This is a genomic window from Roseovarius litorisediminis (genome assembly GCF_900172295.1).
GTDB classification, from domain to species: Bacteria; Pseudomonadota; Alphaproteobacteria; order Rhodobacterales; family Rhodobacteraceae; genus Roseovarius; species Roseovarius litorisediminis.
Genome location: NZ_FWFL01000004.1, coordinates 81,264 through 97,781, shown reverse-complemented (window position 1 = coordinate 97,781; position 16,518 = coordinate 81,264). Strand labels below are relative to the sequence as shown.

At 56.4% G+C, this 16,518-nt stretch carries 18 protein-coding genes; 16 read left to right on the top strand and 2 right to left on the bottom strand.

Annotation, left to right across the window (positions count from 1 at the left end):
• The first annotated feature begins 116 nt into the window (after window positions 1–116).
• The 7 genes from PEL8287_RS08960 (at window position 117) to PEL8287_RS08925 (ending at window position 7,080) form a co-directional block, all read left to right on the top strand.
• Complete coding sequence (locus PEL8287_RS08960; protein WP_085892056.1) at window positions 117–674, top strand: hypothetical protein; 558 nt, start codon at window positions 117–119, stop codon at window positions 672–674.
• 606 nt (window positions 675–1,280) lie between these two features.
• The gene (locus tag PEL8287_RS08950; RefSeq protein WP_085892054.1) at window positions 1,281–1,736 is read left to right on the top strand and encodes a transporter substrate-binding domain-containing protein; all 456 of its coding nucleotides are present in this window, start codon (window positions 1,281–1,283) and stop codon (window positions 1,734–1,736) included.
• Window positions 1,737–2,696 carry a dihydrodipicolinate synthase family protein gene (locus PEL8287_RS08945; protein ID WP_085892053.1) on the top strand — a complete coding sequence of 320 codons (960 nt, stop codon included), beginning with the start codon at window positions 1,737–1,739 and terminating at the stop codon, window positions 2,694–2,696.
• Window positions 2,687–3,619: a 4-hydroxyproline epimerase gene (locus tag PEL8287_RS08940; RefSeq protein ID WP_085892052.1), complete on the top strand. Its 933-nt coding sequence runs from the start codon at window positions 2,687–2,689 to the stop codon at window positions 3,617–3,619. The genes PEL8287_RS08945 and PEL8287_RS08940 overlap by 10 nt, the downstream gene beginning before the upstream one ends.
• 60 nt (window positions 3,620–3,679) lie before the next feature.
• The gene (locus PEL8287_RS08935; RefSeq protein ID WP_085892051.1) at window positions 3,680–4,927 is read left to right on the top strand and encodes an NAD(P)/FAD-dependent oxidoreductase; all 1,248 of its coding nucleotides are present in this window, start codon (window positions 3,680–3,682) and stop codon (window positions 4,925–4,927) included.
• 11 nt (window positions 4,928–4,938) lie between these two features.
• Window positions 4,939–6,042 carry a cis-3-hydroxy-L-proline dehydratase gene (locus PEL8287_RS08930; protein WP_085892050.1) on the top strand — a complete coding sequence of 368 codons (1,104 nt, stop codon included), beginning with the start codon at window positions 4,939–4,941 and terminating at the stop codon, window positions 6,040–6,042.
• A gap of 12 nt (window positions 6,043–6,054) precedes the next feature.
• The gene (locus PEL8287_RS08925) at window positions 6,055–7,080 is read left to right on the top strand and encodes a trans-3-hydroxy-L-proline dehydratase (protein ID WP_085892049.1); all 1,026 of its coding nucleotides are present in this window, start codon (window positions 6,055–6,057) and stop codon (window positions 7,078–7,080) included.
• Here the strand turns inward: PEL8287_RS08925 and PEL8287_RS20450 are convergent, their stop codons facing one another.
• Window positions 7,081–7,203: a hypothetical protein gene (locus PEL8287_RS20450; protein ID WP_268877802.1), complete on the bottom strand. Its 123-nt coding sequence runs from the start codon at window positions 7,201–7,203 to the stop codon at window positions 7,081–7,083.
• Window positions 7,204–7,273: 70 nt separating this feature from the next.
• Complete coding sequence (locus tag PEL8287_RS08920; protein WP_235862259.1) at window positions 7,274–7,648, bottom strand: Ldh family oxidoreductase; 375 nt, start codon at window positions 7,646–7,648, stop codon at window positions 7,274–7,276.
• A gap of 131 nt (window positions 7,649–7,779) precedes the next feature.
• Between PEL8287_RS08920 and PEL8287_RS08915 the strand changes: the two genes are divergently transcribed.
• The 9 genes from PEL8287_RS08915 to PEL8287_RS08885 all read left to right on the top strand — a co-directional run bounded on the left by PEL8287_RS08915 (window position 7,780) and on the right by PEL8287_RS08885 (window position 16,179).
• Window positions 7,780–8,460, top strand: coding sequence for a GntR family transcriptional regulator (locus PEL8287_RS08915; protein ID WP_085892310.1), 681 nt, complete (start codon window positions 7,780–7,782; stop codon window positions 8,458–8,460).
• A gap of 120 nt (window positions 8,461–8,580) precedes the next feature.
• Window positions 8,581–10,098 carry an aldehyde dehydrogenase (NADP(+)) gene (locus PEL8287_RS08910; RefSeq protein WP_085892048.1) on the top strand — a complete coding sequence of 506 codons (1,518 nt, stop codon included), beginning with the start codon at window positions 8,581–8,583 and terminating at the stop codon, window positions 10,096–10,098.
• A gap of 203 nt (window positions 10,099–10,301) precedes the next feature.
• Entirely contained in the window at window positions 10,302–10,496 is a 195-nt protein-coding gene (locus PEL8287_RS20530) for an aspartate racemase/maleate isomerase family protein (protein WP_176228598.1), read from the top strand.
• Between the two features lie 22 nt (window positions 10,497–10,518).
• Window positions 10,519–11,532, top strand: a complete 1,014-nt coding sequence (eutB, locus tag PEL8287_RS08905; RefSeq protein WP_085892047.1) for a hydroxyectoine utilization dehydratase EutB — start codon at window positions 10,519–10,521, stop codon at window positions 11,530–11,532.
• A complete protein-coding gene (locus tag PEL8287_RS08900; RefSeq protein ID WP_085892046.1) occupies window positions 11,525–12,514 on the top strand; it encodes a cyclodeaminase in 990 nt (329 codons plus the stop codon). The genes eutB and PEL8287_RS08900 overlap by 8 nt, the downstream gene beginning before the upstream one ends.
• A gap of 19 nt (window positions 12,515–12,533) precedes the next feature.
• Window positions 12,534–12,683, top strand: a complete 150-nt coding sequence (locus tag PEL8287_RS19980; RefSeq protein ID WP_176228597.1) for a hypothetical protein — start codon at window positions 12,534–12,536, stop codon at window positions 12,681–12,683.
• A 52-nt stretch (window positions 12,684–12,735) separates the two neighbouring features.
• Window positions 12,736–13,215 (top strand): Lrp/AsnC family transcriptional regulator, encoded by a 480-nt coding sequence (locus PEL8287_RS08895; protein ID WP_085892045.1) that lies wholly within the window; start codon window positions 12,736–12,738, stop codon window positions 13,213–13,215.
• A gap of 102 nt (window positions 13,216–13,317) precedes the next feature.
• The gene (locus tag PEL8287_RS08890; protein WP_085892044.1) at window positions 13,318–14,793 is read left to right on the top strand and encodes an NAD-dependent succinate-semialdehyde dehydrogenase; all 1,476 of its coding nucleotides are present in this window, start codon (window positions 13,318–13,320) and stop codon (window positions 14,791–14,793) included.
• A 12-nt stretch (window positions 14,794–14,805) separates the two neighbouring features.
• Window positions 14,806–16,179: an aspartate aminotransferase family protein gene (locus tag PEL8287_RS08885; protein WP_085892043.1), complete on the top strand. Its 1,374-nt coding sequence runs from the start codon at window positions 14,806–14,808 to the stop codon at window positions 16,177–16,179.
• The last annotated feature ends 339 nt before the right edge of the window (window positions 16,180–16,518 follow it).

Sequence of the window (16,518 nt, the reverse complement as noted above, 5' to 3'; positions counted from 1 at the left end):
TACCAGTGGCGTTCCGGTTGCCCCTACCGGTATTTCGTTGACAGGGTGGCACTTTGGTCGGCAGATGCTTATGTTTCAGATTGCCGATATTGTCCCTCTGACGCGGAGCCGCTGCAATGAAAAACCTCATCACACTGACCTGTCTCACGGCACTGACCCTAAGCGCCTGTACCCCATATTCTGAAGTGGGTATGGCCCGGCTGAGCGAAACGCCTGTTGTGTCTGGCGGCAGCTATACGTCCGGGGGTGGCCTGACCGTTGCTGCAGATCTACGGGAATATGAAGGCATGACAATGGCCTGCGGAGTTTGGGCGCAGAGCCGTCGGCAATCGGTCCTTACAAAGCATGTTGAGTCAAAGGTTCTGTCAAGTGGCGCTATCTATCTTGGAGGCGAACGCGTGGTTCAGGGTTTCACTTTCATGAAAGAAGTTGAGCCGACTGGCAAGTATGGTGGGCTTGAGGCGCCCTGTGTAAAGACCGAGCGCCCGTGGCAGGCCGGGGACGAGCGTAAAACTGTAAATATCCGCATTCCCCGGCAAGTCGTTGTGCAAGAGGTCGATGGTGATATCGATGGCGGTGGCGGGTTCATTGTATATTTCAAACAGACCGGCCCAGGTGCGGAAAAAGACGGGTTCAGCTTGTCGGGTTATATTAATGACAAGATTTCCAACTGATGGCGCATCAAAGAAATCAGGATCTGGGCCTATCGAGATCTGCGTGATGACTTCACCTTAGTTGATCCCACTTTGGTTTTTGCGAATCCACCTTTTAAGCTTGGTTATCCGAGCCCTGAGCGACAGCGCGGGGTTTAGGCGCTGCGCTCTTTTGGGCCTGAAATTGCGAACGCGCAGCGTTTTGAATTTGTTTGATGACCCTGTTTGCCGTCGTGCTGTTTTCTACCTGCGTTTCGCGACAGCAGGTCGCAAGGGTTGCCGACCCTGAGTCCGAGGCCTGAGAGAAGGGCACACTACCCTCCACCTTATCGGTCATCTGATGTTCTGAATCCTGTCGTTAACGGCCATGACAGGGATACATCAAGCGAATCATCGAGGAAGGTAAACAACCATTTTGCCCAGCCAGCCGGGATGGAGATGGACCAATGGCGCCAAACCATATCGTGTTCCACCGCTCGGCCTAAGGAGCAGAATTCCCTAGTTTTCATCATAAATCAGACGGTAATCGAAAATCAAAGGCAGCTAAGAAAAGCCCTCTTTCTTTTATTGGTTTTTGTATCCATTATCCTATACTGCTAGGCGATACCAAACCATCGGGACGACAAAATGGCCAAGAAATTCTTAGCTGCCGCAACCGTTGCTGCATTTTCCATGACACCTGCGGCCGCCGATACACTGGACGATGTCATTGACCGCGGCACGTTACGCTGTGGTGTGGTTCTCGACTTTCCGCCAATCGGCTACCGCGACGCCAACAACGAGCCTGCGGGCTTTGACGTGGAATATTGCAAGGAACTGGCCAAAGCCCTGGGCGTCGAGGTAGAGTTGCTGCCGGCAACCTGGTCCGAGCGTCTGCCATTGATTGTGACAAACCGCGCCGATGTTGTGGTTGGCTCAACTTCGGATGCGTTGGATCGCGCGACCACGGTCGAGGCAGATTTTTGGCGACGCACAATCTCAACACACCCGCAAGTTTCTCGCGAATGTGCGGTGATATCTGACGGCGTACACCCCGCGCCATTCGCAGATCGGCAAACTTTGAAAATTACTGGAGCTTTCTAAATGTCCTCAAACGTATTCACCGGCACCATGCCGGCCCTCATGACGCCCTGCAATGCAGACCGGACGCCAAATTTCGATTTGCTGGTAAAAAAGGGTAAAGAGATGATTGCCGCTGGCATGTCGGCGGTTGTTTATTGCGGCTCAATGGGGGACTGGCCATTACTGACCGATGAGCAGCGCATGGAAGGTGTTGCCCGATTGACCGACGCCGGGCTGCCGGTTGTGGTTGGTACTGGCGCGGTCAACACAAAGTCGGCAGCGGCGCATGCAGCGCATGGGCAAAAGGTCGGCGCAAAGGGGTTAATGGTTATTCCTCGTGTCTTGTCACGCGGATCTTCTCCAATTGCGCAGAAAAACCATTTCAAGGCGGTCCTGTCGGCGGCGCCTGACGTTCCGGCGGTGATCTACAACAGTCCTCACTATGGGTTTTCAACCCGTGCGGACCTATTTTTTGCGCTGCGGGCTGAACACAGCAACCTGATCGGATTCAAGGAATTTGGAGGCCGCGATGATCTGCGCTATGCAGCAGAACACATCACCAGCCAGGACGATCAGGTAACCCTGATGGTCGGTGTCGATACCGAGGTTTATCATGGTTTTGTCAACTGTGGGGCCACCGGATCAATTACCGGCATTGGCACCGCCCTGCCGAAAGAGGCACTGTTGCTGGCCGCGCTTTCGAAAAAAGCGGCGGAAGGCCATGCCGAGGCACGCCAGCGCGCGCTTGAATTAAGCGAAGCGATCCACGTGCTTTCGACCTTTGATGAAGGCCCGGATCTTATCCTTTATTACAAGCATCTTCTGGTGCTGAACGGTGAAGAAGAATACACACTGCATTTCAATGAAACCGACGAACTGACCGACGCGCAGCGCAACTATTGCGAACAGCAATACGCGCTTTTCCGGACCTGGTTCGCCGACTGGTCAAAACAGGGGGGAATCATAGCCGAATGCATGTAATCGACAGCCACACGGGTGGGGAACCGACGCGTGTGATCCTGGACGGCGGTCCTGATCTGGGGTCGGGATCGCTGGCCGAGCGTGCCCGCAGGCTGGCGGTGAAACACTCAACGTTCTACCAGTCCGTATTACTGGAGCCGCGCGGACAGCCCGCCATGGTGGGTGCATTGCTGGTGGGACCGGTAGACCCTACTTGCGTGACAGGCGTGATCTATTTCGATGCTGACGCTGTTCTGGGCATGTGCGGGCATGGAACCATCGGGCTGGCGGTGACACTGGCCCATCTGGGCCGCATTGAAGTTGGTAGCCACCGGATCGAAACACCTGCCGGTGTCGTTGAGGTCGCTCTGAGCGACGCCAACACCGTGACCGTCACCAATATCGAAAGCCGCCGGGTGCATCACGCGGCTACGGTGACAGTGGACGGACTTGGAACCGTGACCGGAGACGTTGCTTACGGCGGAAATTGGTTTTTCATCGTCGATCCCAGCCCGATTCCGGTTGAACCCAGCAATATCCGGCAGTTGACGGATGCGGCTATCGCGATCCGTGATGCGACAATCGCCCGGAACATCGGTGGCGAGCAAGGCCAGCCCATTGATCACGTGATCTTTCAAGACGCTTCGCCCAAAGAAAACGTCCAAAGTCGGAATTTCGTTTTGTGCCCGGATGATACGTATGATCGATCCCCCTGCGGCACCGGAAGTTCAGCGCGCCTGGCCTGTCTGGCTGCCGAGGGGCGCCTGGCCCCCGGAGAGGAGATCATCCAGGAAAGCGTGATCGGCTCGCCCTATCGCCTGTCCTACCAGCCCGGGCGCAACGGCGGGGTGATCCCCACACTGACAGGCCAGGCTTGGGTCATGGCAGAAACCAGATTGATCTTTGACGAAAACGACCCCTTCAAAAACGGAATCTCACTCTAATCCCGTCTGACAGGCTAGGTTAAAGCCCACCCTCTCCAGCTAATTCGCGAGCAGATTAAAATGAGTAAAAACGGAGAAATCATCGTCGTCGGCGCGGGGATCGTGGGAATCAGTATCGCGCTTGAGCTTCAGAAACGCGGGTGGGCTGTTCGTGTCCTGGATCGTGCCGGTGTGGCAAACGAGACCTCAGCCGCAAGCGCCGGGGCGTTTGCCTTTACCGATATCATGCCTCTGGCCACGCCGGGGATCATGCGCAAAGCACCGAAATGGCTGCTTGATCCTCTGGGGCCTCTTTCTGTGCCGCCCTCATATGCGCTGAAAATTGCGCCCTGGATGCTGCGTTTCTGGCGGGCCAGCTGGCGCGACAGGTTTTCGGCGTCAATGCAGGCACAGACGCAGCTTATGACTCTGTCCAGGGCCGCTCTGGAACGGCAGATCCTTGATGTGGACGGGGAACATTTGATGCAGCGTGAAGGCCAGTTGCAGCTTTATGAAGGGGAAAAAGAATTTCGCGACAGCCTGCCTGGCTGGGAAATGCGCCGCGAATTTGGAATCGCTTTCAGCTTGATGGACACCGCAGACCAAATCGCCGAGGTGCAGCCGGGGTTAAATCCGCGTTTTACGCACGCGGGATTTACGCCGGATTGGATGAATACCGTCGACCCAAAGACCTGGGCCAAGCATCTGGCAGAAATTTTCCGCGCACGTGGCGGGCAGATCGAGCAAGTCAATGTACAGGCCTTGGGGCAACGGGGAGAGATCCTGGAATTACAGACTTCGGAAGGTCGGATCAGCGCAGGCAAGGTTGTGATTGCAGCCGGAGCATGGTCGCATCAGCTTGCGCGGACAATCGGCGATAAAATACCACTGGAAACCGAACGCGGCTACAACACTACGCTGCCGCCCGGCGCTTTTGATCTGCGCACGCATCTGACGTTTGGCGGGCATGGATTTGTCGTATCGCGCATCAACGGCGGGGTACGGGTCGGCGGGGCGGTGGAACTGGGCGGGCTTAGCCTTCCGCCCAACTTCAGACGATCAGAGATTCTGTTGGAAAAGGCCGCCCGCTTTATGCCTGGTCTGAAGACCGAAAAGGGCAAACAATGGATGGGTTTCCGCCCGTCACTGCCTGACAGCCTGCCAGTGATCGGCCCTTCGCCTCGCCAGCCCGGTAATGTTTTTTACGCCTTTGGCCACGGACATCTGGGTTTGACGCAGGCTGCGGGCACTGCCGAATTGACTGCTGCAATACTATCCGGCGACACACCCGATCTGCAAATGACAGCCTACGCCACGACGCGGTTTTGAAGGGACGACATATGAAAATCACCCAGCTTAACGTCTATCAGGTCGATCTGCCCCTGAAAGAGGGCCGCTATAGCTGGTCCAATGGCAATTTTGTCGAGGTCTTCGACAGCACTGTGCTTGAAATCTCCACGGATGAAGGGTTGAACGGTTATGCTGAATGTTGCCCGCTGGGTTCGGCTTATCTGCCGTCCTTTGCACTGGGAGTGCGGGCAGGGCTGGCTGAACTGGCGCCACATCTGATTGGGCAGGACCCCTTAAACATCGGTAAGATCAACCGCACCATGGATGCCGCCCTGCGCGGCCATCCCTATGCCAAGGCCCCGGTGGATATTGCCTGTTGGGATATCTTGGGCCAGGCGACAGGTCAGCCGGTCTACACCCTTCTGGGCGGTGCGGCGCAGGATGACGTGGTGCTCTACCGCGCCATCAGTCAGGAGGCGCCTGAAATCATGGCGAAAAAGATCGAAGGCTACGCTGCTGAAGGCTACACCAAGTTCCAGCTTAAGGTCGGTGGTGATGCCAATGACGATATCGAGCGTATCCATGCGACACGGTCGGTGCTGAAACGCTCGGACCTGCTGGTGGCCGACGCAAATACCGGATGGACCCGGCACGAAGCGGCCCGCGTCGTGGGCGCGATTTCGGGTCTCGATGTCTATGTCGAACAGCCCTGCCTGACCTACGAGGAATGCGTCTCGATCCGCCGCCGCACCGCGTTGCCATTCGTCCTGGACGAGGTGATCGACACCCCCAACACGCTGGTACGTGGCATTTCCGAGGATGCGATGGACGTGATCAACCTCAAAATCTCTAAGGTTGGGGGGCTGACCAAGGCCAAGCTGATGCGCGACCTGTGTGTGGCGCACGGCATCCCGATGACCATTGAGGATACCTGGGGCGGTGACATCACCACCGCGACAATCGCCCATCTGGCGCGCTCAACCCCGGCGGATTTCACTTTTTCGGCTACCGATTTCAACAGCTACGGCACCGTGGACATCGCCAATGGCGCGCCCAAACGGGTGAACGGACGGATGACCGCACCTGACAGCCCGGGACTTGGGATAACACCGATCTTCGACGCCTTGGGCGACCCCGTAGCCAGCTATTCCTAAAAGGGGATCCCCATGCGAAGCAGTAAAACCGTTCATGTCATATCGGCTCATGCCGAGGGCGAGGTGGGTGACGTCATTGTTGGTGGGGTCGCCCCGCCGCCGGGCGACACCCTGTGGGAACAGCGATCCTTTATCTCGAAGGATCAAACCCTGCGCAATTTTGTGCTGAACGAGCCGCGTGGCGGTGTCTTTCGCCACGTCAATCTGCTGGTGCCGCCCAAACACCCCGAGGCGGATATGGGCTTTATCATCATGGAGCCGGAATTTGATCCGCCGATGTCCGGCTCCAATTCGATCTGCGTGGCAACGGTGCTGCTGGACGGTGGCATCATTCCCATGACCGAGCCTGAAACCCAGCTGACGCTTGAGGCACCCGGTGGGCTTGTCCGGGTTCGGGCAACCTGCCGCAATGGCAAGGCCGAACGGATATTCGTCCAGAACCTGCCAAGTTTTGCTGCAAAGATCGCGGTGCCGCTGGAGGTGCCCGGGCTCGGGACACTGACGGTTGATACCGCCTATGGCGGCGACAGTTTCGTGGTGGTGGATGCTGCCGCGCTTGGGTTCGAGATCGTCGAGGCCGAGGCCAAGGATATCGCGCGTACAGGGATGGCCATCGCCCAGTCTGCAACTGAACAACTTGGGTTTATCCACCCGGAAAACCCCGACTGGAACCACATTTCCTTTTGTGCTTTTTGTGGACCACTCACCAAGACGGAAACCGGCCTGTCCGGCAAATCCGCCGTGGCGGTCCAGCCGGGTAAGGTCGATCGCTCTCCGACTGGTACGGCCGTGTCGGCCCGGATGGCGCTGATGGCAGCCAAAGGGCAAATGCAGGTCGGGCAAACATTTGAGGCAATCTCGATCATCGGATCCCGCTTTACTGGCCGGATTGTGGCCAAGGCACAGGTCGGGAAACAGCCCGCCATCGTGCCCGAAGTCAGCGGGCGCGCCTGGGTGACGGGTATTCATCAGCATTTTCTGGACCCCGACGATCCCTGGCCCGGTGGTTATCGGCTTAGTGATACCTGGGGGGCCTGATCAGCCAGGCAGGGCCAGAAGATCCTTGTGCAGGGTTGTTGAAATCTCGACATAGCCCCGCGCAAGGTTGCGCGCCCGGGCTTCATACCGGCGCTGCGACGGCAGGCGCGCGCCCTGATCCACGATATCTGCAAACAGCCGCTCGGCCCTGGCATCATTTTCTGTCGTTCTGCCTCCAGTAAACGCCTCAGGGTCAAAGTGCCCAAAAGTGGAAGCAACGATTGACGCTTAAAGCAGCGATCCCATGCTGGCGGTTTTTTTCGATCAGTTTCGATATGGCTGCATCCACTGCGAGCAAAGACATGCCTCCGGCAGCATCGGCCCGGACGATAGCCATGCCCGACGTGGAGATGTGTGGCTCAATCTGCCCATTGATCTTTGCTGCTCTGATCGATTCAGCACACATGAACAAACGGAAAAGCCCATGTGACTGACAGTCGTCCAATTGGCAGGTGTACAGCATCTGGGCTATGGCCTTTACATGGGATGTGCCATACCCGGATATCTCAAGGATTTCCTGGCTGATCTGCATCACATCTTGCAGGCTGACCTGAAGGGTCTTGTTCATAAAAGAGTGCTCTGGATACGATATACAGATTTCAAATTGCCGTTGTGACATAGCCGCCCCATTTTCGTTTCAAGTTGAAAAACTGGACGGAGGCGATACTGTATCCAAAATACAGAATGATCGAGTTCCAAATGAAAAGTAACCGTGCAATCGAACGAAGCAGTCTTCCAGATGTTATCGCGGACGATCTTCGCGAGCGCATTCTAAGCGGTGAGATGGCCGAGGGCGAAACCATTCGGCAAGAGGCGCTGGCAAAAGAGTACGACGTTTCGCGCATGCCTATTCGTGAAGCGTTGAAGCGGTTGGATTCGGAAGGTCTGGTGCAATTGGCCGCCAATCGGGGGGCTTCGGTAACAAAGCATTCCCTGCGCGAAATCGGCGAGATTTTTGACCTGCGTGTTTTGATTGAGGTCGATCTGTTTCGGCGGGCAATCCCGGCGATGACCTCAACGGATTTTTCCCGCTGTGAAGCTATTCTGGAAGAAATGGAAGGCTCTTATGATGCCGACGATGTTGGCAAGTGGGGCGCTTTGAACTTCAAGTACCATGCGGCGCTCTATGCTGCTGCTGATCGCAAACTGACTAACGAGTTATTGCAGGGCATAAGTTTGCATGCGGATCGTTATGTGCGGATGCATCTGAGTGTCATGAAGCAGCGTGAACCGGCCAGAAAAGAGCACCGCGACCTTTTGGCGATGGCGCAAGCCCGCGACATCGAACGCGGCTGCGCGCTTCTGTCCCAACATATCAGCCGCACAAAAGATCAGCTGCTGCAGCTTGTGGCAGAAAATCGCGGCGCTACCGAGATCTGATCACCGTTCGACCAAAGGTAGTCGCCTTGCAACAAGTTGGTCTTGTAGCTTCCGGTATTTTGGATACAATATCCATAAAATAAAATTGCGACCACTGAGCGCCGAAAGGGAGGTACGAATTTGTTTCATCCACATGGAAAACACTTAATCGCCGGCAACTGGGTTGAAGGGGATGAAACTTTCACTTCGTCGCCGGCCTCCGGGCTGCCCCACTCCTTTTCTGCTGGCCGTCTAAGTGACGTCAACGCCGCTGCGTTGGGTGCGGAAGAGGCATTCTGGAGTTTTGGCTATTCCAGCCGCAAGGAGCGTGCCGCCTTTTTGAATGCCATCGCGGATGAAATCGATGCCCGCGCGGACCAGATTACGCAAATCGGCTGCTCTGAAACAGGATTGCCGGAAATGCGCCTGACAGGCGAACGAGGCCGCACAACGGGTCAATTGCGGCTGTTTGCGGATCATGTCCTGCAGGGCGACTATCTGGATCGCCGGCACGACAGGGCCTTGCCGGAACGCCAGCCGCTGCCGCGTCCGGATCTGAAAATGATTCAGCGCCCCATCGGTCCGGTGGCCGTGTTTGGCGCGTCGAATTTCCCCCTGGCCTTTTCAACTGCGGGCGGAGATACCGCCGCTGCGCTGGCGGCGGGTTGCCCGGTTGTGGTCAAAGGCCACAGCGCCCATCCGGGCACCGGTGAAATTGTCGCAGAGGCTATTCATGCGGCCATTCAGTCGTGCAACCTGCACCCGGGCGTCTTCAGTTTGATTCAGGGCGGCAAGCGTGATGTTGGCACAGCACTTGTGCAGCATCCGCTGATCAAGGCCGTCGGCTTTACCGGCTCACTGACCGGTGGGCGCGCCTTGTTTGATCTCTGCGCCGCTCGCCCCGAACCGATCCCGTTTTTCGGCGAGTTGGGATCGGTCAATCCAATGTTCATCTTCGCAAACGCCTGTGAAAAGCGCGGTGACGAGATAGCCAAGGGCTGGGCAGGGTCCTTGACTATGGGCGCAGGCCAGTTCTGCACCAACCCGGGTATTTCGATTGTACTGGCTGGCGAAGATGCGACGCGCTTTGCGCAGGCCGCGGCCGCAGCCCTGTCCGACGTCTCGGCGCAGACTATGCTGACCGACGGGATCGCGTCGGCTTACCGTGACGGGCAAAAGCGGATCGCGGCCACAAGCGGCGTGCGTGAAATTCTGGCATCCACCTGCGACCTGCGCACTGCCACACCGTACCTTTACGAAACAACCGCAAAGAACTGGCTGGACAACGCTGTGCTGGAGGAAGAGGTGTTCGGCCCACTCGGCGTAATAGTCACGGCCGAAAACCTTGGTGAAATGCGTGAGGTTGCACTTGCCTTGCAGGGCCAGCTGACCTGCACCCTGCATCTGGATGCGGAAGATTTCGATGATGCGGCCAGCTTTCTGCCAATCGCGGAACGCAAGGCCGGGCGTGTGCTGGTCAATGGATTTCCAACAGGTGTCGAAGTCTGCGATGCGATGGTCCACGGCGGGCCCTATCCCGCCTCAACTAATTTTGGCGCAACGTCGGTCGGAACGCTGTCAATCCGCCGCTTTCTTCGTCCGGTCTGCTACCAGAACATGCCCGACGCTTTGTTGCCAGGCGATCTGCAGATGCCCTAAACTAATTGTATTTTTCTGCATTGGTAGCTTAGGAAAGCACATGGGCACTGGGGTATTTTCAACCAAATCCGCGAGCATATCAAATCAGGTGTTTGTAAATTTTCCAGCCACGGGCGGTAAATCGTCAATGCCTGTTGTCAGGGGCCGTTGATGATCGTGAAATTGTGCGGATGTCGGAGGACATGAACATCAACGCCGCTTGAGTGGTGATTGACTCGGGCTCAGAAGCGCTGTTTTTGTCTTGCACGGGCTTTCGGGCGGTGCTCTGTATCGTCCGGGCTGAGGGACGCATAGGAAAACCTGGTGTTTCCTCCAATCAGGCGATGATCTGGCGCCGTGTGTGTCAGATCGGATGGGCAAAAACCTCGGCGGGTCATGGCCGCCTTTTCCAGCACTAATCCCTAATCGGATAAAGAAAGAATGACACAAAAGATCACCCTGCAAGATAGTTTTGTAGCCCGTCAAAGAATCGCGAGCGGTATCAGGCAAACCCCGCTGGCCGCATCCCCTGCGCTAAGTGCATTCTGTTCGGCGAGAATATCGCTGAAGCTGGAGCAGACGCAGATAACCGGCAGTTTCAAACTTCGCGGCGCAACCAATGCCGTGCGTTCGCTGACGCAGGTGCAGCGTGAGGCCGGCGTTGTGGGGGTCTCGACGGGAAATCACGGGCGCGGGCTGGCTTATGCAGCGGCGCAGGCTGGGGTACGCTGTATCATCTGCATGTCCGAACTGGTGCCGCAAAACAAAGTTGACGGCATCAAAGCCCACGGCGCCGAAGTACGCATTGTCGGTCGCAGTCAGGATGATGCACAAGTCGAGGTCGACAAATTGGTGGCAAGTGGCATGACCATGCTGCCGCCCTTTGATCACCGCGATATCATCGCCGGGCAAAGCACCGTAGCACTGGAAATGCTGGAGCAGTCGCCAGACCTGAACACCGTTCTAGTGCCGCTTTCGGGCGGCGGTCTGATCTCGGGCGTGGCGATGGTAATGAAGGCGGTCAACCCGTCAATCCGGGTTGTCGGCATCTCGATGGAGCAGGGGGCCGCCATGTACGAATGCCTCAAGGCGGGTAAACCGATATTGGTGGAAGAAAAACCGACATTGGCGGATTCACTTGGCGGCGGCATTGGTCTGGAAAACGCTTATACCTTTGCCATGACCCGTGATCTGGTGGATGAGGTGGTGCTGGTGTCCGAAGTAGAAATTGCCGCTGCAATCCGCCATGCCTATTGGCAGGAACGTCAGGTCATCGAAGGTTCTGGCAGTGTGGGCATTGCAGCGCTTCTGGCAGGCAAGATTGCCGATCCCGGCAACTGTGTCTCCCTGATCAGTGGTCAGAATATAGACATGGCGCTGCACAAACGGATCATCGACGGTGAAGACGTTGATGTAGCGGCAGAAAGCCAAAACATTGGAGATCTTGATGCCTGATATCAAAATCTTAACCGAGGCGGATTTGCGCCGCGTGATTAAACTGGATGCAGACGCGGTGAGTTGTATCGAACAGGCATTTCACCTGTTGACCACCAAAGATGTGGTGATGCCGCCGATCCTGAGCTTCCATGTGCCCGAACACAATGGCGAGGTTGATGTAAAAACCGCCTATGTGCCCGGGATCGACAGCTTTGCCATCAAGATGAGCCCCGGTTTCTTTGACAACCCAAAACTGGGCCTGCCCAGCCTGAACGGGTTGATGGTGCTGTTTGACGCCCGGACCGGCATCGTCAAGGGGGTGTTGCTGGATAATGGATATCTGACAGATGTGCGCACGGCGGCAGCAGGCGCGGTTGCCGCTAAACATCTGTCACGCGAAGACAGCAAGGTTGCGGGCATTCTGGGCAGCGGCATACAGGCGCGGCTTCAGTTGGAGGCGCTGACGCTGGTACGTGGAATCGAGCGCGCTGTAATCTGGGGCCGCGATGGCGAAAAGGCTGCGGAATGTGCCCGTGATTGTTCAGCGCATTTGGGAATAGAAGTGACGACGGGCAGTATCGCAGATGTAATGGGGGCCGCAGACATCGTTGTCACCACCACGCCCTCGGGAACACCGCTGATCAGTGCAGACACGCTGCGCCCGGGCCAGCACGTCACGGCAATGGGCTCGGACGCTGATTACAAGACCGAACTCGCGCCTGATGTCATCCCGGCGGCGACACTGTTTGTCTGTGATCGCCTGTCCCAGTCAATCAAACAGGGCGAATTGCGCCCGGCGATTGCGGCGGGTGCCGTCACCGATCCCGAAAGCTATTCCGAATTGGGCCAGATTATCGCGGGCCAGAGAACGGGCCGCCAATCTGCGTCGGATATCACCATCGCAGACCTGACCGGTACGGGGGTTCAGGACACAGCGATTGCCACCCTGGCCGGGGAGCGCGCGACTGCTGCGGGTGCCGGCACCTCTATTCAAAGCTGATTTTCCGAGGAACAAGAAAATGGCGGACCCGAACCTTTATTTCTCTCGTGACAGCTACCAGAAACGGCAAAGTAAAACGCGCGACGAGATGGTAAAACGCAATCCGAACCTGCTGATCGTGACCGGTCCGTCCGACATGAGCTGGCTGACCGGTAAACTGATCCGTTGACTGCGTCGCAGTTGTCGGCGTGGATGTAAGCTAACATAAGAAAGGCACAATCGTGCAGCTTGATCAACGTGATCTGGAAATTTTACGCATCCTGTCCCGGGAAGGACGGATCACAAAGGCAGCTTTGGCCGACCGCATCGGGCTATCGCCGACCCCCTGTTGGGATCGCTTGAAAAAGCTGGAAAGGGCAGGGTTGATCGAAGGCTATCGCGCCCAGATCAACCTTAAAAAACTGGCCCCGCATGTTACGGTATTTGTTGCAGCTCAAATTGCGGATCATACAGCGGCCAGTTTTCGCACCTTCGAAGCGGCGATCCAGACCCTTGATGAGGTCATTGGTTGCTGGGCGCTTGGCGGTGGCTACGACTACCTTTTGCAAATCGTGACATGTGACATCGATTCCTATCAGCGCCTGATCGACGCGATGCTGGAATCGCGTATCGGCCTGTCACAATATTTTACCTATGTCGTAACCAAGCCGGTCAAGAGCGAAGGCGTGCCGCCGTTCGCGGCACTATTTTCATCCAAATAAGCGCTGTCCCACAGTCGTATTCACTGTATCGACAGTGCACTTCGGTCACTTCTTCTGCGCCAGCCGTGCATGTTTGGCGGGGAAACCGAAGGATGAACGATCGTGACCGAAACCGCCCTTTCAGCCAGTGCTGAAATTCAGAACAAAGCGCTGGTCCGCAATTTTTCCTATATCAACGGGAAGTGGTGCGCGGCAAAATCCGGTGAAACTTTCAACGTTACCGATCCGGGGACGGGTGGCTTTCTGGGCGACGTCGCGTCGTTGTCTGCCGCAGAATCCGCCCTGGCCGTTGATGCTGCACAGCAAGCCTTTGCCAACTGGTCGGGGCTGTTGCCGCAGGAACGGTCGGTGATTTTGCGGCGCTGGCACGATCTGCTGATCGAACACAAAGAGGATCTGGCCCGTATCATGGTCTTTGAACAGGGCAAGCCTCTGTCTGAGGCGCGCGGTGAGATCAACTATGCGGCTTCGTTCATCGAGTTTTATGCAGAAGAGGCCAAACGCCCCAATATCGAAGGCGTAACCAGTCATCTGCATGGGGCCGAAGTTGAAGTCTGGCTGGAGCCCGTGGGTGTGGCCGCATTGATTACGCCGTGGAACTTTCCCTGTGCGATGCTGACCCGCAAGGCAGCGGCAGCTATGGCTGTTGGCTGTACCGTTGTTGCGCACCCCTCAGGTGAAACGCCGTTTTCCGCGCTGGCATTGGCCGAACTTTCTGAGCGTGCGGGCATACCTGCCGGAGTTTTCAATGTGGTGACAGGGCAAGCCGCAACAGTTGTAGAACCCTGGACCAAAGATACCCGTGTGCGTGCACTGTCCTTTACCGGATCAACCGGAATCGGGCGGCTGCTTTATCGGCAATCTGCAGATACAGTCAAAAAACTGGTGATGGAACTGGGCGGCCACGCGCCCGTCATTGTGTTCAAAGACGCCGACATGAAAAAGGCTGTGGACGAGACGATCAAGGCGAAATTCGCTACATCCGGGCAAGATTGCCTTGGGGCAAACCGCATCTTCATTGAGCGTTCTATATATGCGGAATTCTGTGAGAAATTCACCGAGGCGACCAAAGCGCTGACCATTGGTGTTGGCATGGATGACTGCGATATCGGTCCGCTGATGAACGAAAAAGCGGTGCAAAAACAAGAAGAACACGTCGCCGATGCGCTGGCTAAGGGGGCAAAGCTGGCCTGCGGTGGCAAACGCCATGATCTGGGGCCGCTTTTTTATGAGCCGACCGTGCTGGTTGATGTGCCCGATGACGCGCTAATTCTTCGGGATGAAACATTCGGTCCCGTCGCCGCTATTTTACCATTCGATGCCGAGGACGAGGTCGTGGCCCGTGCCAACGACACCGAATACGGGCTTGTCGCCTATCTGCACAGCGCTGATCCACGGCGCATCTACCGGGTCAGTCGCGCATTGCAATTTGGCATGGTCGCCGTCAACCGCACGCAGGTCACAGGGGCACCAATCCCGTTTGGGGGTACCAAACAATCCGGATTGGGCCGTGAAGGGGCCCGTCTGGGTATGGAAGAATTCACAGAAATCAAATACGTCTGCCGCGACTGGGCATGAGGAGATAGCAAAATGCTGACAAATGACATACTTGGCAAATGGGACCGTGAAAATTTTTTCCACCCGTCCACCCATCTGGCACAACATGCACGCGGTGAAACAGCAAGCCGCGTGATCAAGACCGCCTCGGGTGTTCATATTGAAGACCGTAACGGCGATAAATTTCTGGATGCTTTTGCGGGCCTTTACTGCGTGAACGTCGGCTATGGCCGTCAGGAAATCGCCGAAGCCATTGCCGATCAAGCCCGAGAATTGGCCTATTACCACTCTTATGTGGGTCATGGGACCGAAGCCTCAATCACGCTATCCAAGATGATCCTTGATCGTGCACCTGAGAACATGTCGAAAGTGTATTTCGGGTTGGGCGGGTCTGACGCTAATGAAACCAACGTCAAACTGATATGGTATTACAACAACATCCTTGGCCGTCCTGAGAAGAAAAAGATCATCTCGCGCTGGCGTGGCTATCATGGGTCGGGCCTTGTGACCGGGTCGCTGACCGGGTTGGAGCTGTTTCATAAGAAATTTGATCTGCCGCTTGCGCAGGTCATCCATACCGAAGCACCGTATTACTATCGTCGCGACAATCTGGATCAGAGCGAAGCAGAGTTTGTGGCCCATTGTGTGGCCGAACTGGAAGCGATGATCGCGCGCGAAGGTGCTGATACCATCGCGGCATTCATCGGCGAGCCGGTGCTGGGCACTGGCGGTATCGTGCCGCCACCAGAAGGCTATTGGGAAGCCATCCAAGCCGTATTGCGCAAGCATGATATCTTGCTTGTCGTTGATGAGGTTGTGACCGGGTTTGGCCGTCTGGGCAGCATGTTCGGTTCAGACCACTATGGGATGGAAGCCGATATCATCACCATCGCCAAAGGCCTGACCTCGGCCTATGCGCCGCTCTCTGGTTCGATCATATCTGACAAAGTCTGGAAGGTGCTGGAACAGGGCACGGATGAAAACGGCGCAATCGGCCACGGCTGGACCTATTCCGCACACCCGATCGGGGCTGCGGCAGGTGTTGCGAACCTGAAACTGATTGATGATCTGAACCTGATTGCGAACGCTGGCACCGTCGGGGCCTACCTGAAGCAATCGATGCAGGATGCGCTGTCGGCCCATGCCAATGTTGGTGATGTGCGCGGCGAGGGGATGCTGTGCGCTGTTGAGTTTGTAAAAGACAAGGACAGCCGGACGTTTTTTGACGCCGCAGACAAGATCGGCCCGCAGATATCGGCCACTTTGCTGGCGCAGGACAAAGTGATTGCCCGCGCAATGCCCCAGGGCGACATCCTGGGTTTTGCACCGCCGTTCTGCTTGACCAGCGAAGAGGCCGATACTGTCGTAGCCGCAACCTTGCGCGCAGTAACAACCGTTCTGGGCTAAGCCACAAGGCACAGTCGCCCACTGCCCCTCTCAACAAAGGCAGTGGGCGTTCGGTTTTAGAAATACCTAAGTCTGCAAGGTCAGCGCGGACGTGGGGTTATAAAGTCCGGCTGAAAGAGATTGTGCTTTCAAACCGCGTCCTGCATTGCTGCGCGCATGAAATCCTCTTCAGTGAAGTGTCGCAATCAGGGTGAATGACATGACAAACATCCGAAACTGAACGAGGCAGGCGTCCGGGAAACCAGGGGCAGCTCAACCTCTTATTGAATACACAGCTCAAAGCGACCATTCAGTAATTTTTAAAACGAAAACTTTCCTGTTCCAAACAACGAAACTATG